The organism is Serratia sp. B501, assembly GCF_051172315.1.
GTDB lineage: Bacteria > Pseudomonadota > Gammaproteobacteria > Enterobacterales > Enterobacteriaceae > Serratia > Serratia ureilytica.
In genome coordinates, this window is sequence record NZ_JBPIZB010000001.1 from 573,288 (window position 1) to 590,347 (window position 17,060).

Below are 17,060 nucleotides of genomic sequence, written 5' to 3' on the forward strand. Positions count from 1 at the left end.
CGAGACCTTATTCCGTGAACATGGAGGAGTTTCGATTTGATGCGTTTATCCACATTGGTGCTGGCGATCGGCATGGCGCTCGGCTCGCAAGCACAGGCAGCAGAAACCCAACCTCACGCCGACCATAGCGCGCTGCCCAGCGGCCAGGCGAAGGAGGCTACCGTGACCGGTGAAGCCAATCAGCACGACAAGCAAAAGACCCAAAATCCGTTCTTCTATCAAAGCCGTCTGCCGTTCCAGGCGCCGCCGTTCAACCTGATCAAGGAAAGCGACTACGCGCCGGCGATCGAAGCGGGCATCAAGCAAAAGCGGGAAGAGGTGGAGAAGATCGCCAACAACCCGGCCAAGCCTAACTTTAAGAATACCTTCGTGGCGCTGGAGCAGGCCGGTTCGCTGCTGACGCGGGTGATGAACGTGTTCGGCGCAATGACCTCGGCCAATACCAGCGATGCGCTGCAGAAGCTGGATGAAGAAACCTCGCCGAAGCTGGCGGCGCTGAACGACGACATCATGCTCAACGGCAAGCTGTTCGCGCGCATCAAGGCCATCTATCAAGATCGCGATGCGCTGAAGCTGGATCCGGAGTCGCGTCGGCTGGTGGAAGTCACCTATAAGAACTTCGAGCTGGCGGGCGCCAACCTGTCGGACGCCGACAAGGCCAAGCTGAAAACGCTGAACCAGGAAGCGGCGACGCTGAGCACCCAGTTCACCAACAAACTGCTGGCGGCGAGCAAAAACGGCGCGCTGGCGATAACCGACCAGGCGAAGCTGGACGGTCTGTCCGAAGGTGAGCTGGCGGCGGCAGCGCAGGCGGCCGCCGAGCGCAAGCTGGAGAAACAGTGGCTGTTGGTGCTGCAGAACACCACCCAGCAGCCGCTGCTGCAGAGCCTGAAAGATCGCGATACCCGCAAAGCGCTGTTCGACGCCTCCTGGACGCGGGCGGAGAAGGGCGACGGCAACGATACCCGCCAGACCATTTCCCGACTGGCCAAGGTGCGCGCCGAGCAGGCCAAGCTGCTGGGCTACCCGAACTACGCCGCCTGGAAACTGCAAAACCAGATGGCCAAGACACCGGATGCCGCGCTGAGCTTTATGCGCAACATCGTGCCGGCGGCCACCGCGCGCGCCGAACGTGAAGCCAAAGATATTCAGGCGGTGATCGACCAGCAGAAAGGCGACTTCAAGGTGCAGGCCTGGGACTGGCAGTTCTACGCCGAACAGGTGCGCAAGGCCAAGTACGATCTGGACGAGTCGCAGATCAAACCTTACTTCGAGCTGAACAACGTGCTGAACAACGGCGTGTTCTACGCCGCCAACCTGCTGTACGGCATCAGCTTCAAAGAGCGCAAGGACATTCCGGTCTACCAGCCGGACGTTAAGGTGTATGAAGTGTTCGACAAGGACGGCAAATCGCTGGCGCTGTTCTATACCGACTACTTCAAGCGCGACAACAAGGGCGGCGGCGCCTGGATGAGCAACTTCGTCGATCAGTCGAAGCTCAATGGCACCAAGCCGGTGATCTACAACGTCGCCAACTTCACCAAACCGGCGCCGGGGCAGCCGGCGCTGCTGTCGTATGACGACGTGATCACGATGTTCCACGAGTTCGGCCACGCGCTGCACGGCATGTTCGCCGATCAGGAATACCCGAGCCTGTCAGGTACCAACACCGCGCGCGACTTTGTCGAGTTCCCGTCGCAGTTCAACGAGCACTGGGTCAGCGATCCGAAAGTGTTCAGCCACTTCGCCAAGCACTACCAGACCGGCGAGGCGATGCCGCAGGAACTGGTCGACAAGATCAAGAAGGCCGACAAGTTCAACAAGGGCTACAGCATGACCGAGCTGCTGTCCGCCGCGCTGCTGGATATGCACTGGCACATGCTGACCGCCGATCAGCCGCAGCAGGATGTGGACAAGTTCGAGGCCGAGTCGCTGCAAAAAGACAAGGTGGATCTCAGCTACGTGCCGCCGCGTTACCGTTCCAGCTACTTCCAGCACATCTGGGGTAACGGCTACGCCGCGGGCTACTATGCCTATCTGTGGACGGAAATGCTGGCGGACGACGCCTTCCAGTGGTTCACCGAACACGGTGGCCTGACCGCCGAAAACGGCCAGCGCTTCCGCGACATGATCCTGTCGCGCGGCAACAGCCAGGATCTGGAGAAGCTGTACATCGACTGGCGCGGCAAAGAGCCGAGCATCGAGCCGATGCTGATCAACCGCGGGCTGAAGGACGAGTAATTGATCTAATGAATAATCATAGAGAATGCATTAGGCGTTCTCTATGATAGCTTTTAAATATTTATTTTGTTAAAACAAAGGTGGTTGTTTTTTTGTTATAATGATTGCGTCATGCATCACATTTTCTGGGGGATGAAATGTCGGAAAAAGATACTGATTTAATTTATGCTCAGCCTGAGAGTGGAGATAACCTCGAATTAGAACAAGATGAGAAGGAAAAGAAAAGCAGAACGGTATCGAAAAAGATCAGTGGAAGTGACTTGCCAAGAAAAAGTTTGGAAGAGAGTATTAGTGTTATTAGGCCAATTCATGAAATTTATGCTGGTAGCGCTGCAAGCATAGATGAAATTGCAAGCGCCATAGGTTTGGGTGGCAAGAGTAATAAAACAAAATATCTTATTTGGTCAGCTCAAGCTTATGAAATTATAATAAAAGATGGTGAAAAGTTCAGGCTTACAGAAACAGGTAGAAAAATCATATCTCCGACTGATCCTGAGGAGAAAAAAGAAGCAATATTAAAAGCGGTTACCATTCCGACAATACTAAGTAAATTTTATTCTGATTATGATGGAAAGCCTGTTCCAGATGATGTTTACTTTAATAATATATTGGAAACGCGATTTAATATCCCTAGAAATAGAACGCAAGAAGCAAAGAATATTATATTAAGCAATGCGGAATTTGCTAATATACTTATGACTCATAGTAATGGGAGGAAAACCATTAGGCTGGAGGGTATTAACAAAAAGCCGTATGAACCCGATGATAACAAAGAGGTTGCAGTTGAAGAACTAGCTTATGAGCCTGATAGCACAAGAAGTAACAATTCAACCAATCCCGTATCTTTAGAAGGCGATAACATATGTTTTTATATTACGCCAATTGGCGATGAAGGTGCTGTGGAAAGAAAACACTCTGATATGTTTTTGAAACACTTAGTTGAGCCTGTATTTAAAAGCATTGGTGTTGAGGTTGTAAGAGCAGATCAAATAAGCAAGTCTGGTCTAATTTCTCAGCAGATATTTGAATATATTATATCGAGTCGATTTTGTGTTGCAGATCTTTCATTTGGCAATCCGAATGCGTTCTATGAGCTAGGTGTTAGGCATATGACTAAATTGCCAACCATACAAATAATAAGGAAAGGGGACAAAATACCTTTCGATGTAGCACAGGGAAGGACTATCGTCATTGATGTGACCGATATTTATAATGTTATAGATAAAATAGAATCAGCAAAAAAAGAACTGCTAGAACATATAAGATATTACAACGAGTCAGAACAAAGTCGAGCTGAAGATAATCCTATTAGTATATATCTCCCCGGTTTGCAGGTAAAACTTCCTAAAATTACATGATAATTCGTATGATATTTGATTTAATATAGCCCCAAAAGAGGGGCTATATTTTTATCCCTGCATAAACACCACCTCCTAAGGAGGTGGTTCAAGATTGATTATAGGGTGGTAGTTAACCATTCCTATAACGCTCAGCGGTTCACCACCTTGGCCGGCAGGGCCACCACCAGCAGCGAGCTGAGCAGCAGGCAGCCGGCGAAGGCCCAGAGCGCGCCGCCGCTCTTGCCGGTCAGATCCAGCGCCAACCCCATCAGCGAATTGCTAACCAGCCCGGCGATGTTGGCCAGCGAACAGGCCAGCGCGAAGCCGGTCGCCGCCGCCGTGCCGCGCAGGAAGGTGGCCGGCAGGCTGAAGAACACCGGCACCGCGCCGATGATCGCCGCCTGGGCGATGGAAAACAGCAGCACCGTGGCCAACGCATTGTGGGTGAAGAAGGTGCTGCCGGCCATCGCCAGCGCGCCGATGATAAACGGCACGATGATATGCCAGCGCCGTTCGCGCAGCCGGTCCGAACTGCTGCCGATCAGCAGCATGCCGAGCAGGGCGGCGACGCTGGGGATCGCCGTCAGGTAGCCGATGGTGGTGATGTCGGTGACGCCGGCGGTTTTGATGAAGGTCGGCATCCAAAAGCCCATGGCGTAGGCGCTGAGCAGAATAGCGAAGTCGATGCCGCCGAGCATCCACACTTTCAGGTTGAAGAAGCCGTCGCGGAAGCTGTGCTTGCCGTGATCGGCCTCGGCGTCGTCACGCGCCAAATCGTCGGCGATGCGCTGTTTTTCCTCGGGCGTCAGCCACTTGGCCTGCTGATAAGTGTTAGGCAACAGCCAGAAGGTCAGCACGCCCAACAGCACGCTGGGAATGCCCTCCAGCAAAAACAACCACTGCCAGCCGTGCAGCCCGTGGCGCATGTCGAAATGGCCCATGATCCAGCCGGAGAGCGGCCCACCGATCACGCTGGAGAGCGGCAGGCCGATCATGAACAGCGCGATGATGCGGCCGCGGCGATAGGTCGGGAACCACAGCGTCAGGTAAAAGAGCACGCCGGGCAGGAAACCGGCCTCCGCCACGCCGAGCAAAAAGCGAATGACGTAGAACTGGGTCGGCGTGGTGACGAACATGGTGGCGGTGGACAGCAGCCCCCAGGTGATCATGATGCGGGCGATCCACATCTTGGCGCCGACGCGCTGCAGGATCAGGTTGCTCGGCACCTCGAACAGAATATAGCCGACGAAGAACAGCCCGGCGCCCAGACCAAAGGCCGCTTCGCTCAGCTGCAGCGCGTCGGCCATCTGCAGCTTGGCCAGCCCGACGTTGATGCGATCGAGGTAGGCCGCCAGGTAGCACAGGCAAAGAAACGGGATCAGTTTCCAAGTGATTTTGCGGTACAGCAGCAGCGATTCTGCGTCCGCTTTCCCCGCCAGCGGGGTGTCGACAATGGCCATGATGTTGTCTCCAGGTGGTGCGTGTTGGCCTCCGCAGGAGGCGCCTGTTGTGTTTGCGTTGCATGGGCGCCGCCCTGTTTCGGGCGGTCGCGTGAGGCGCTGTTTGCGCCTTCGTTATTGTCGTTGCAGGTGAATCGTTGACTCATAACCGGTTCAGGTAGTCGAGCGCCTCCCGTTTGTGCACCACATCGCCGTATTTGCTGTCGATGTCGAACAGGTTGGCTTCGTGCGGGCCGGGGTGACGATCGCCGACGCACTCGCGCACCACCATGGCGCGAAAGCCGTGCTGCACCGCATCCACCGCGCTGGCGCGGATGCAGCCGCTGGTGGAGCAGCCGATCATCAGCAGCGTGTCGATCCCTTGCGCCACCAGCAGCGGCGCCAGCGCGGTGCCGAAGAAGGCGCTGGCGTATTGCTTGCTCAGCACCACCTCATCGGCCAGCGGCGCCACCGGCGGGCAGAACGCCGCCAGCGGGTTGCCCGCCACCATGTCTTTCATCACCGGCGCTTTCTTCACCCACAGGCCGCCATCGGCAAAATGGCCTGCATGATAGCGGATATGGGTGTGGATCACCGGAATTCCCGTTCGGCGCGCGCAGGCCAGCAGCTCGCGGCTTTCCTCGACCGCGCTCACCACGCCCGGCGCGAACAGCGGCGCGCCTTCGGTGGTGTAGGCCTGCATAAAGTCGATCGCCAGCAGCGCCGGGCGCCGGCCGAAGCCGATGCGCTGGCCCCAGACGCCGCGATAGTTGTCGCTGAGGGTGTCGTTCATTCTGCCTCCTCAATAAGCGCCGGACAGCAGGGCGCCGGCGCCGGGAACGATCGGCTCCAGCTCCAGCGCGGTCAGCATCGCGTAAGTGGTGGCGATGGCGGCGGTGATCACCGGTTTGCCGGTTTGGGCCTCCACCGTCGGGACGGCCGGCAGCGAAGGCATCTGCACGCAGGCGGACAGCACGATAGCATCGACCTCGCGTAAATCCATCTCGGCGACGATCCCCGGCAGCCTGGCCGGATCGTGCCTGCCGACGTCGAGGTTGTCCGGGATCTCCAGCGCGCGCCACACCTTGACCTCGATGCCTTCGTGCTGGATGTAGTCCACCACCAGCTGGGTCAGCGGTTTCATGTAGGGCGCCACCAGCGCGATGCGTTTGGCGCCGATCACCTTCAGGCCGTTGACCAGCGCGCCGGCGCTGCTGATGACCGGCGCGGCGGCCTGATTGTCTTTCGTCACCAGCGCCAGCCGGGCCTGCGATTCGCGGTGGTAACCCAGCCCCATCGCCATGATGGCCACCAGGCAGGCGTAGCCGAGCACGTCGACCCGCGCGTCGGACAGCTCCAGCGCGCAGCGATCGGACTCGGCGTCCATCGCCGCCAATTCTTCTTTATTGACGTGTTTCATGCGCATGCGGCTGGAGTGAAAGGTGAAACGCTCCGGGCGTATCAGCTGGCGCGCGCCCAGCATCGCCGGGATCTCGGTTTCCATCGTGGTGTTGGAGCTGGGCACGATCTGGCCGATGCGGTAGTGGTTGCTCATGTCGGTGTTCCTCAGTTAATCCAGAAAATCGCCCAGGGCGCGGAAGAAGCCGTCGAAATCGTCCCACGGGATCATGTGTCCGGCGTTCTCGACCTCGACGATGGCGATCTCCGGCTGCAGCGCGCGGATCTCAGCCCGGTCTTCGGGCTGAATGACGCCGCCTTTGCCCGCGGCCATCAGCAGCGTCGGCATGGTCAGCTGCGGGTAGTCGCGGTGGCTGTCCACCTGATGAAAATCGTCGTAGGCGCGTTGGATCGCCGGCTCGTAGCAGGTGTGCAGCCACTCGGCGCGCAGCTGGCGCTGTTCTTCGCTCCAGGTTGGGCAAAAGGCGCGCATCTGCTCGGCGCTCATGCCCGGCAGCGACTGCCGGATGGAGTCGGCGTACCACGGCCATTGGCCGGGATAGGCGCGGCGGCCGGGGCCGGAAACCGGCGGATCGACCAGCACCAGCCGTCGCACGCCGTCGGGCTGCAAAGCGGCGGCGCGCAGGGCGAAGCGGGCGCCCATCGAATGGCCGAGCAGGGCGTAACTGCCCAGGTTCAGCGCGGCGGCGAAGGCGTTGACGTCCTGTGCGCAGGTCTCTGCGTCATAAGCCAACTCCGGGCCGCTGGACGACAAACCGCGGCCGCGCACGTCGAGCACGTAGACGTCGTATTTTTCCCCCAGTCGCTCGGCGACGAAGCCCCAGGTGATCGCCGGGCTGGTGATGCCGGGGACCAGGATCAGCGCCGGGCCGTGGCCGCCGTAGCGCAGGTAATGTTGGCGAATGTCGTTGGCGTGAACGTGGGCGCCGTAGAGGAAGGTGCTCATGCGGCGTTCTCCGATTTCAGCGCTTGCGCGTACAGGTCATAGCCGTAGACCCAGGCCGGATCTTCCTGGGTGCGCAGGAAGGTGTTGGCGTTGGACACCGCCTGCACCCTTGATGCGCGCTCCTTGCGGTTGGCTTCATACAGCTGGAAGGCGGTGCGGTAGTCGCCGAGGCCGGTTTCCTGCAGACAGCGGGTCAGCATGGCGGCGTCTTCGATCGCCATCGCCGCGCCCTGCGCCATGTGCGGTTTCATCGGGTGGCAGGCATCGCCGAGCAGCACCAGACGGCCTTCGCTCCACAGCGGCAGCGGTTTGCGGTTCAGCAATGGCCATTTGGTGACCTGCTCGCTGGATTCGATCAGCGCCTGCACGATCGGGTGGTAGCCGGCGAAGGTCTCGAACATCTCTTCACGGCTGCTGTCGATGAAGCTGCCCTGGAAATCCCAGGCCGGGTGCGGCACGCCGCTGACGTAGTAATACTCGTCGCGCCGTTGGGTGGTGTAGTAGACCATCAGATGGCGATCCGCCGACCACCATTTCACGCAGTCTTCGAACGTCAGGTTGTATTTCGCCAGCTTCTCGCCGCGGATCAGCGCGCGGTGGGCTACCCAGCCGCTGTAGGTCGGCGCTTCAGCGCCCAGCAGGTGCTCACGAATGCGCGAATTGATGCCGTCGGCGCCGATCACGATGTCGGCGTGGGCCGAGGTGCCGTCGACGAAGTTCAGCACCACCTCGTCACCGCGATCTTCAATTTTGCTGAGGCATTTGCCGAAGTGCAGGGTGCCGGGCTGCAGCGCGGAGAGCTGCAACGCCTGCAAATCGCCGCGGTGTACCGTCACATAGGCGGCGCCGTACTCCCGGCGGGCGAAGGCGCCCAGTTCGATGCGCGACAGGTAGTCGCCGCTTTCGGCGTCGCGGCTGAACCAGAAATCGGGATGAGACGCCATCTGCTCCAACCGCTGCTCAATACCGAGGCGGCGGAAAATCTTCAGTACGTTCGGCCCCATGTGAATGCCGGCGCCGAGGCGTGAGAACGCCGGGCTCTGTTCATACAGATCGACGGTAAAGCCGGCTTTTTGCAGCAGCCCGGCGGCAGCGGCGCCCCCCAGCCCGGCGCCGACGACGGCGATGCGTGGTTGTTTGCTCATCATGTTTCCCCTGTCTGTTGGCTTTTTTCAGCGTAGGTCCAACGCATGGCTGGACGATCGATTTATAGTGCACACGCTAGATAACGCAAAGTTGCAAAAGTGTTAAATCAGATCTTACTCACGCTAATTGACGGCGTATTACTGTTAAACTCATGTTAATCACAGGATTGACGCGGGATGAAATAGGACTTTCTTATGGTGGATATTCGCAGCTTGCTTTCCTTTGCTTTTTTGACTTAGATAAAACGAGTGTGTTCACTTTAAATTGCTTGAAAAATAACCGCCGCCTTGCGGGCGTCGGTCACCCTTGACGAGACAGGAGACAGGCCATGGCGGTCAATGAAACCCAGTTGGTACAGCTGTTCGAGCAGGTGCTTACGCTGTCGAAGGTCGATGCTTCGCAGAGCGTGGCGATTTTGAAAAGCCATTATTCCGATGCGCGCACGGTGCGCGCCGCGACCGACGCGGCGCTGCGGCTGGGCGCCAAGGTGTATGCCGTCGAACTGCCGGCGTTCAACCATCCGCGAGCGATGGGCAACGACATGACCGCCTATTGCGGCGATACCGCGCTGACCGGCAATCTGGCGGCGCAGCGTGCGCTGGAGGCCGCCGACCTGATCGTCGATACCATGATGCTGCTGCATTCGCCGGAGCAGGAACAGATCCTGAAAACCGGCACCCGCATCCTGCTGGCGGTGGAGCCGCCGGAGGTGCTGGCGCGCATGTTGCCCAACGCGGAGGACAAGGCGCGGGTGCTGGCCGCCGCCGCCGTGCTGGAGCAGGCGAAGCTGATGCAGGTAACCTCCGCCGCCGGCAGCGATTTCCGCGCGCCGCTGGGGCAATACCCGACGGTGACCGAGTACGGCTATGCCGATGAACCGGGGCGCTGGGATCACTGGCCGAGCGGTTTCCTGTTCACCTGGCCAAATGAGGAGCAGGCGGAAGGGGTGCTGGTGCTGGAGGTCGGCGATATTTTGCTGCCGTTCAAAAGCTATGCGCGCGAACGCATCACGCTGGAGATCGAAAAAGGGTTCGTCACCCGCATTCACGGCGGCTTCGAGGCGGAATACCTGCGCGAATATATGAAATACTTCGACGATCCGGAGGTGTACGGCATCTCGCACATCGGCTGGGGCCTGCAGCCGCGCGCCCAGTGGACGGCGATGGGCCTGCACGACAAGAACGACGGTATGTGCATGGACGCGCGCGCGTTCTACGGCAACTTCCTGTTCTCCACCGGGCCGAACACCGAAGTGGGCGGCACGCGCAAAACGCCTTGCCATATGGATATCGCGCTGCGCCGCTGCGACATTCGCCTCGACGGGCAAACGGTGGTGGCGGACGGTGAAGTGGTGGCGCCGGAGGCGTCGCGCGTGCGCCGGGCGTAATCGTTGCTGCCAACGGCGGGGGTTTGTACTATTCTCGTGGATTCCATAGATGGTGAGAGTAACGCAATGACGCCCCCCGAATACCCGTCAGCCGTGAGCGGCCAACCCGAAAATTATCATTTTACCGAGCAAGTCGGGCACCTGCTGCGCAAGGTTTATCAGCGCCACGTGGCGATTTTCCAGCAAAACGTCGGCGATTCGCAGCTGACGGCGGTGCAGTTCATCACCCTGTGCGCGGTGCGCGATATGGGGCCGAGCTCGCTGACCGAGCTGGTGCAGGTGACGGCGGTGGATCAGGCCACCATCCGCGGCATCGTCGAACGGCTGAAGGCGCGCGATCTGATCACGGTAACGCCGGATCCGATCGATCGGCGCAAGGTGGTGGTCGGCCTCACCGACGCCGGCGGCGCGCTGCTGGCGGAAACGGTGCCGCAGGCGGCGAAAATCACAGAACTGACGTTCGGTACGCTGAACCCGGCCGAACGGATAGCGCTGATATTCCTGCTGAATAAAATGCTGGAAGAACCTGCCACCGGCTGATTCGCCCGCGCAACGTCGGTTGCCTGGTGGTCGGTGGCGAGAGGCCAGCCCATAAGATCATCACGTGCAGGCGGAGACGCGAACAATGGCGATATCTGAAGTGCAATCGCCCAGGGACGGCGCGAAAACCACGCTGACGGAGCATCCGCTGATGCTGTCGGTGAACGGCGAACAGCTTCATGCGCAGGTGATGGCGGATACGCCGCTCTTGCTGGTGCTGCGCAACGATCTGGCGCTCAACGGCCCGAAATACGGCTGCGGTCTGGGCGAATGCGGTGCGTGTACCGTGTTGATCGACGGCGTGGCGGCGCGCTCCTGCGTGATCCCGGCGTTCGGCGTGTCCGGCAGGGCGATCGTGACCCTGGAAGGCCTTGGCGATCGCCAGCGCCTGCACCCGGTGCAGCGTGCCTTTATCGAAGAGCAGGCGGCGCAATGCGGCTACTGCCTTAATGGCATGATCATGACCACCAAAGCCCTGTTGGATCGCAATCCCGCCCCGAGCGAGGCGGAGATCCGTCAGGCGCTGTCCGGCAACCTGTGCCGCTGCGGCACCCATCTCGAAATCCTGCGTGCGGTTCAGCGCGCCATCATTCTCTGCCGCGATGAGGACGCCCACGCCCATGACTGATTCCCGTGTCCCATCGCCGAGCCAGGCCGACTTGCTGCAGCGCGACGGCGTGCTGCTGATCGTCGACAGCGTGCAACCGCCGCCGGGGCTGGTGCCCAAAGGGCAAACGCCGGTGTTGAAGCCCAAAGAGCAGGGGCTGTTTATCGCCCTGTGCGGCAGCGGCGAAATCTATGCCTTTAACGGCCATGTCGATCTCGGCACCGGCGTGCGCACCGCGCTCGGGCAGATCGTCGCCGAAGAGCTGTACCTGCGCATGGATCAGGTGCAAATGGTGTTGGGCGATACCGAACGCGCGCCGAATCAGGGCGCCACCATCGCCAGCGCCACGCTGCAGATCGCCGCCGTGCCGCTGCGCAACGCCGCCGCCGAGGCGCGCCGTTGGCTGTTGCGCCAAGCGGCGCAGCGCTTCGATGCGCCGGTGGAACAGCTGACGCTGGAAGAGGGCGTGATCCGCAGCCCGCAGGGGCAGGCGCTCAGCTACGCCGAGCTGGTGGCCGGCGACCATGTCGAACTGCCGATTTCCGGCGACGCGCCGCTGAAACCGCAGGCGGAATATCGCCTGGTGGGTACCAGCGCCGCGCGCGTCGATATTCCGGCCAAGGCGACCGGCGAAACCACCTACGTACACGATATGCGCCTGCCGAACATGCTGCATGGCCGGGTGGTGCGGCCGCCCTATGCCGGGTACGACAGCGGCGAATTTGTCGGCACCAGCCTGCTGGCGGTGGACGAAACCTCGATCGCGCATATTCCCGGCATCGTCAAACTGGTGGTGATCGGCGATTTCATCGGCATTGTCGCCGAGCGCGAAGAGCAGGCGGTCAAGGCGGCGCAGGCGCTGCAGGTCAGCTGGAAAGACTGGCGCCGCAATTTGCAGCAGATGACCGACGTGGCGCAGGCGCTGCGCGACAACCCGCACTCGACCCGGGTGGTGCACGATACCGGCGACGTGGACGCGGCGCTGGCGGCGGCTGACAGGCGTTTCACCCGCAGCTACCTGTGGCCGTATCAGCTGCATGCCTCGATTGGCCCTTCCTGCGCGCTGGCGGACTACCGGCCGGAGCGCCTGCAGGTCTGGTCAGGCAGCCAGAACCCGCACTTGCTGCGCGCCGATCTGGCCTGGCTGCTGGAGTACCCGGAAGCGCAGATCGAGATCGTTCGCATGGAGGCGGCCGGTTGCTATGGCCGCAATTGCGCCGATGACGTCTGCGCCGACGCGGCGCTGCTGTCGCGCGCGGTGGGCAGGCCGGTGCGGGTGCAGCTGACCCGCGAACAAGAACATGTGTGGGAACCGAAGGGCACGGCGCAGCTGATGGAGGTGGACGGCGGGCTGGACGCCGCCGGGCACCCGGTCGCCTACGATTTTCGCACCTATTATCCTTCCAATGGCGCGCCGACGCTGGCGCTGCTGCTGACCGGCCGGGTCGAACCGCTGCCGGTGACCTATGAAATGGGCGACCGCACCTCGGTGCCACCTTATGAGTATCCGGCGCTGCGCGTCAGCATCGAGGACATGGCGCCGATCGTGCGCGCCTCCTGGATGCGCGGCGTTTCCGCCTTGCCGAACACCTTCGCCCACGAATCTTATATCGATGAGCTGGCCCACGCCGCCGGCGTCGATCCGCTGGAGTATCGGCTGCGCTATATCCATGACGAACGCGCCAGTGAACTGATGCGCAGCACCGCAGAACGCGCCGGCTGGACGCCGCACACCGCACCGATGCAGACCCCGGCGGAAGACGGCGTGCTGCGCGGGCGCGGCTTTGCTTATGCCCGTTACATCCACAGCAAGTTTCCCGGCTTTGGCGCGGCCTGGGCCGCCTGGGTGGCCGACGTGGCGATCGACAAAGCCAGCGGCGAAGTGGCGGTGACGCGCATCGTGGTCGGCCACGACGCGGGCATGATGGTTAACCCGGACGGCGTGCGCCACCAAATTCACGGCAACGTATTGCAATCGACCAGTCGGGTGTTGAAAGAGCGCGTGACCTTTGAGGAATCGACGGTCTCCGCCAAAGAGTGGGGGGCTTACCCGATCTTGACCTTCCCGGAGGTGCCGGAGGTGGACGTGGTGATGATGCCGCGCCCTTACGATCCGCCGCTGGGCGCCGGGGAGTCGGCGTTGGTGCCCAGCGCGGCGGCCATCGCCAACGCGGTGTTCGACGCCACCGGCATTCGTTTTCGCGAGCTGCCGATCACCTCGGACAAGCTGCGTGAGGCGCTGAACGGGCCGGACGCCGAGCGGCAGGCCGCGCCGCCCAAGAAAAAGAAGCGCGGCAAATGGTGGTTCGGCGGCGCGGCGGGGCTGTTCGGCGCCGTGCTGGGCATCGCCGGCAGCGCCTTGCCGTGGCGGGCGGAGATCGCGCCGGTGGCGACACCCGGCGCCGGCACCTGGTCGGCCACTACGCTAGAGCGCGGCCGTCAGTTGGCCGCCGCCGGAGACTGCGCGGTTTGCCATACCGCGTCGGAAGGGGCGACCAACGCCGGCGGGCTGGCGATGGTGACGCCGTTCGGCACGCTCTACAGCACCAACATTACCCCGGACGTGGCAACCGGCATCGGCAACTGGTCATTTACCGCATTCGATCGGGCGATGCGCCAAGGCATCGCCCGCGACGGTCGCCACCTCTATCCGGCATTTCCTTACACCGCCTTCAGTAAAATGACCGACGGCGACATGCAGGCGCTGTACGCTTATCTGATGTCGCAACCGGCGGTGCGCCAGAGCAACCCGGCCAATCAGATGCGCTTCCCGTTTAACCTGCGGCCGCTGATGGCGGGCTGGAACGCGCTGTTCCTGCGCCAGGGGGAATTTCAACCCGATCCGCAACAAAGCGCGCAGTGGAATCGCGGCGCCTATCTGGTCAACGGGCTCGGCCACTGCGCCGCCTGCCATTCGCCGCGCAATCTGCTGGGGGCGGAAAAGGGCGGCGCGGCTTTCCTGGCGGGGGGGATGGTGGACGGGTGGGAAGCGCCGGCGCTGAATCAATTGGCCAACGCGGACAAACCCTGGACCGAGGAACAGCTGTTTCAGTACTTCCGCAGCGGGCATTCCGCCGAGCACGGCGTGGCGGCCGGGCCGATGGGGCCGGTGGTCAGCGAACTGGCGACGTTGCCGCAGAGCGATCTGCGGGCGATGGCCAACTATGTGATGTCGCTGAGCGCCAAGGCGACGCTGAATGTGGAACCGCAGGCGCAGTTGGCGGCCCGCGCGTTGCCTGCGGGTCAACTGGCGGGCGAGCGGTTGTTTCAGGGCGCTTGCCAGGCCTGTCACAGCGCCGCCGCCGGCGGGCCGCAGCTGTTCGGCGTCAGCCCGGATCTGGCCAATAACACCAATATCTTCAGCGATCGCCCCGATAACCTGATCAAGGTGATCCTGCAAGGGATCCCCAAACCGGCCACCGCCGAATTGGGCTTTATGCCGGGCTTTAAGGACAGCTTTTCCGATCGGCAGGTGACGGCGCTGGTGAATTATCTGCGCCAACGCTATGCCGGCGACAAACCGGCCTGGCGCGACGTGGAGGCTCAGGTGGCGCGGCTGCGCGCAGAGCCGGGCACGCACTGAGCCGCCTCAGGCTTGGCGCAGGAACGCCACCAGCCGCTGCGCCGGCAGCGGCAGCTGCGCCAGGTCACGCACCGCGATCGACAGGCGTCGGGTCGCCCACTCGTCCGTCAGCGGCAGTGCGCTGTGCCGAATTTGCGGATGGCGTTGGGCGCTCTCTTCCGGCACCACCGCCAGCCCGGCGCCGCGCAGCACCATGCGGCAGATGGCGTCGAAATGAGCCGCGCGCGCCCGCAATCGCATCGGGCCGCTGCTGCGTATCGCCAATTGCTCAAGATGTTGTTGCAGCGCGCTCTCTTCCGGCAGGCCGATGAAATCAAAAGGCAGGGCGTCCGCAAAGCTGATCTGTCGATGGCCGCTGAGCGCATGCCCCGGCGGCAGCGCCAGCACCAGGCGATCCTGGCGAAAAGGGTAGCTTGCCAGCCCGCGCAGATCGGCGTGATCCGCGACGATGCCGATATCCGCCGCTCGTTCGGCGACCGCCTGCGCGATGGCCGGGCTGGGCAGCTCCTCCAGTACGATATCGGTATGCGGGTGCAGCACCAGAAAATCCGCCAGCAGCTCCGGCAGAAAAGCGTCGGCGGCGACGGTATTGGCGACGATGCGCAGCCGGCTGCGCTGGCCCGGCGTGAACTCGGCCAGGTCGCCGCGCAACCGCTCACGCTGCTGCAATAGCACCCGCGCGTGATGCAACAGGCGCTCACCGGCGGGCGTCGCCTGGACGCCGCGCGGATTGCGCGTCAGCAGCGCTACGCCGGCTTGTTGCTCCAGCCCGCGCATGCGGGCGCTGGCGGCGGCCAGCGACAGCCCGACGCGCTCGGCGCCGGCGGTGATGCTGCCGGTCTCGAGCACCGCCGCCAACAGCCGCAGATCGATAAAGTCAAAATGCATGCGTTTTCCCTCTGTCTTTGCCGCAGGCAGGCTCTGCCATTGCTGCATTGTGCCGCGCTATACCGCCGGCCACAATCGAGCCGTTGATTCGCCATAAGGATAGACGCATGTCGCTGACGTTACTCGAAATTGTCGCCCTGACGGGCATTTTTACGCTGGCCGGCACGGTCAAAGGGGCGATCGGTCTGGGGTTGCCGACGGTGTCGATGGGGTTGCTCAGCCTGATGATGCCGCCGGGGCAGGCCGCCGCGCTGCTGCTGTTGCCCTCGCTGATCACCAACCTGTGGCAGTTGCTGTGCGGACCGCGGTTGGGGGCGCTGTGGCGGCGGCTCTGGCCGATGATGCTGTGCGTCACGCTGGGCACGTTGTTGAGCGCGGGGGCGCTCACTGCCGGCGACGGCCGCCTGGCGCCGCTGGCGCTGGGCGTGTGTCTGATCGGTTATGCGCTGCTGGGTTTTACCCGTTTCGACTGGCGCGTTTCCGCTGCGGCGGAACCCTGGTTGGGGCCGCTGTGCGGCCTGGTGACCGGTGCGCTGACCGGCGCCACCGGAGTGTTCGTCATTCCGGCGGTGCCTTACCTGAATGCGTTGGGCCTGGCGCGCGACGATCTGGTGCAGGCGCTGGGGCTGTCGTTCAGCGTCTCGACGCTGGCGCTGGCCGCCGGTTTAGCTTGGCATCAGGCGCTGCCCGCCACGCTGCTCGGCGGTTCGCTGTTGGCGCTGTTGCCGGCGTTGGGCGGCATGTGGCTGGGGGAGAGGGTGCGTCGTCATTGTCGCCCGCAGCTGTTCCGCCGCCTCTTCTTTATTGGGTTATTAATCTTGGGCGTTGAGATTATTTGGCGATTCAATTAATTGAATCGATAGTACCTACGTGTAATCAGGTTCGGTATATTATTCTTGTTTTTATTTCAATATGATTGTTTTCAATGTTTAAAATGGACTTTTTTATTGGATTTTTTATGAAATACAGAGTAGTTATGTATTATTAGTGTATTTTACTTTTTCAACTATAACCCTTTAAAAATGGGATAACCCCAATGAATGCATAGGGGAACATTGATGAAGGAAATTTTAAGCAGCCAATTCGATGCGTTGTCAGATGGATGGCAGGTTCGAGATAGGAGTGGAAAAAGAGCGTCTGATAACGGAGATGGGGTATATGATGAATAGATATGTTGTTTTTATAAAGAGTGATGAATCAAAAGTGCTAAGAAAGGAAGTGGTTACACGAGAAATAATTAAAGACATGAAGCAGAAGGGGTTCAGAAAGCATCATATCGAAGTAGAGGCTGATAACGAAAGCGATGCCATTAACAAATTAAATAAGAACAGCAATGATTATTTGGATTCATTGAGAAATTTTTCAGGTGATTTATTGTTCTGTTCTATTTGTGTCATTGTTATGACGATAGTCTATTTTGCCACGATGAAAATGAGTTAGAAGTAGATACTGTAGAGTTTAAAGAATAAAAAGGCTTGTCGAACTGGATCTCTATGATTTTTCTCTGGATATGATACTGCCATT

Annotated in this window: 14 protein-coding genes; 8 read left to right on the forward strand and 6 right to left on the reverse strand. The window is 60.7% G+C overall.

Going from position 1 to position 17,060, the window contains the following annotated elements:
• The first annotated feature begins 39 nt into the window (after window positions 1-39).
• Window positions 40-2,241, forward strand: a complete 2,202-nt coding sequence (dcp, locus tag ACSBQV_RS02995; RefSeq protein ID WP_099782939.1) for a peptidyl-dipeptidase Dcp — start codon at window positions 40-42, stop codon at window positions 2,239-2,241.
• A 137-nt stretch (window positions 2,242-2,378) separates the two neighbouring features.
• Window positions 2,379-3,599 (forward strand): hypothetical protein, encoded by a 1,221-nt coding sequence (locus tag ACSBQV_RS03000; RefSeq protein WP_099782941.1) that lies wholly within the window; start codon window positions 2,379-2,381, stop codon window positions 3,597-3,599.
• 131 nt (window positions 3,600-3,730) lie between these two features.
• Here ACSBQV_RS03000 and ACSBQV_RS03005 read toward each other — a convergent pair whose 3' ends face one another.
• The 5 genes from ACSBQV_RS03005 to ACSBQV_RS03025 form a co-directional block, all read right to left on the reverse strand.
• On the reverse strand, window positions 3,731-5,041 hold the full coding sequence (locus ACSBQV_RS03005; RefSeq protein WP_016927840.1) for an MFS transporter: 1,311 nt from the start codon (window positions 5,039-5,041) through the stop codon (window positions 3,731-3,733).
• 142 nt (window positions 5,042-5,183) lie between these two features.
• Window positions 5,184-5,813 carry an N-carbamoylsarcosine amidohydrolase gene (locus tag ACSBQV_RS03010; RefSeq protein WP_033634448.1) on the reverse strand — a complete coding sequence of 210 codons (630 nt, stop codon included), beginning with the start codon at window positions 5,811-5,813 and terminating at the stop codon, window positions 5,184-5,186.
• Between the two features lie 9 nt (window positions 5,814-5,822).
• Entirely contained in the window at window positions 5,823-6,575 is a 753-nt protein-coding gene (locus tag ACSBQV_RS03015; protein ID WP_099782943.1) for a maleate cis-trans isomerase family protein, read from the reverse strand.
• 15 nt (window positions 6,576-6,590) lie between these two features.
• Entirely contained in the window at window positions 6,591-7,385 is a 795-nt protein-coding gene (locus tag ACSBQV_RS03020; protein ID WP_046686995.1) for an alpha/beta fold hydrolase, read from the reverse strand.
• Window positions 7,382-8,533 (reverse strand): FAD-dependent monooxygenase, encoded by a 1,152-nt coding sequence (locus ACSBQV_RS03025; protein ID WP_033645813.1) that lies wholly within the window; start codon window positions 8,531-8,533, stop codon window positions 7,382-7,384. Before ACSBQV_RS03025 ends, ACSBQV_RS03020 begins: the two co-directional genes overlap by 4 nt.
• Window positions 8,534-8,859: 326 nt before the next feature.
• Between ACSBQV_RS03025 and ACSBQV_RS03030 the strand changes: the two genes are divergently transcribed.
• The 4 genes from ACSBQV_RS03030 (at window position 8,860) to ACSBQV_RS03045 (ending at window position 14,648) form a co-directional block, all read left to right on the forward strand.
• Window positions 8,860-9,918, forward strand: a complete 1,059-nt coding sequence (locus tag ACSBQV_RS03030) for a 2,5-dihydroxypyridine 5,6-dioxygenase (RefSeq protein WP_046686996.1) — start codon at window positions 8,860-8,862, stop codon at window positions 9,916-9,918.
• Between the two features lie 66 nt (window positions 9,919-9,984).
• Window positions 9,985-10,458: a MarR family winged helix-turn-helix transcriptional regulator gene (locus ACSBQV_RS03035; protein WP_028128198.1), complete on the forward strand. Its 474-nt coding sequence runs from the start codon at window positions 9,985-9,987 to the stop codon at window positions 10,456-10,458.
• An 85-nt stretch (window positions 10,459-10,543) separates the two neighbouring features.
• On the forward strand, window positions 10,544-11,086 hold the full coding sequence (locus ACSBQV_RS03040) for a (2Fe-2S)-binding protein (protein WP_046686997.1): 543 nt from the start codon (window positions 10,544-10,546) through the stop codon (window positions 11,084-11,086).
• Complete coding sequence (locus tag ACSBQV_RS03045; protein ID WP_434991408.1) at window positions 11,079-14,648, forward strand: molybdopterin cofactor-binding domain-containing protein; 3,570 nt, start codon at window positions 11,079-11,081, stop codon at window positions 14,646-14,648. Before ACSBQV_RS03040 ends, ACSBQV_RS03045 begins: the two co-directional genes overlap by 8 nt.
• 6 nt (window positions 14,649-14,654) lie before the next feature.
• On the opposite strand, the gene ACSBQV_RS03050 is transcribed toward ACSBQV_RS03045, so the two are convergent.
• On the reverse strand, window positions 14,655-15,536 hold the full coding sequence (locus tag ACSBQV_RS03050) for a LysR substrate-binding domain-containing protein (RefSeq protein ID WP_099784681.1): 882 nt from the start codon (window positions 15,534-15,536) through the stop codon (window positions 14,655-14,657).
• A gap of 107 nt (window positions 15,537-15,643) precedes the next feature.
• Here ACSBQV_RS03050 and ACSBQV_RS03055 point away from each other — a divergent pair, with 107 nt between their 5' ends.
• Window positions 15,644-16,387 carry a sulfite exporter TauE/SafE family protein gene (locus ACSBQV_RS03055; protein ID WP_099784679.1) on the forward strand — a complete coding sequence of 248 codons (744 nt, stop codon included), beginning with the start codon at window positions 15,644-15,646 and terminating at the stop codon, window positions 16,385-16,387.
• Window positions 16,388-16,697: 310 nt separating this feature from the next.
• A complete protein-coding gene (locus ACSBQV_RS03060; RefSeq protein WP_099784682.1) occupies window positions 16,698-16,976 on the forward strand; it encodes a hypothetical protein in 279 nt (92 codons plus the stop codon).
• Window positions 16,977-17,060 lie beyond the last annotated feature (84 nt).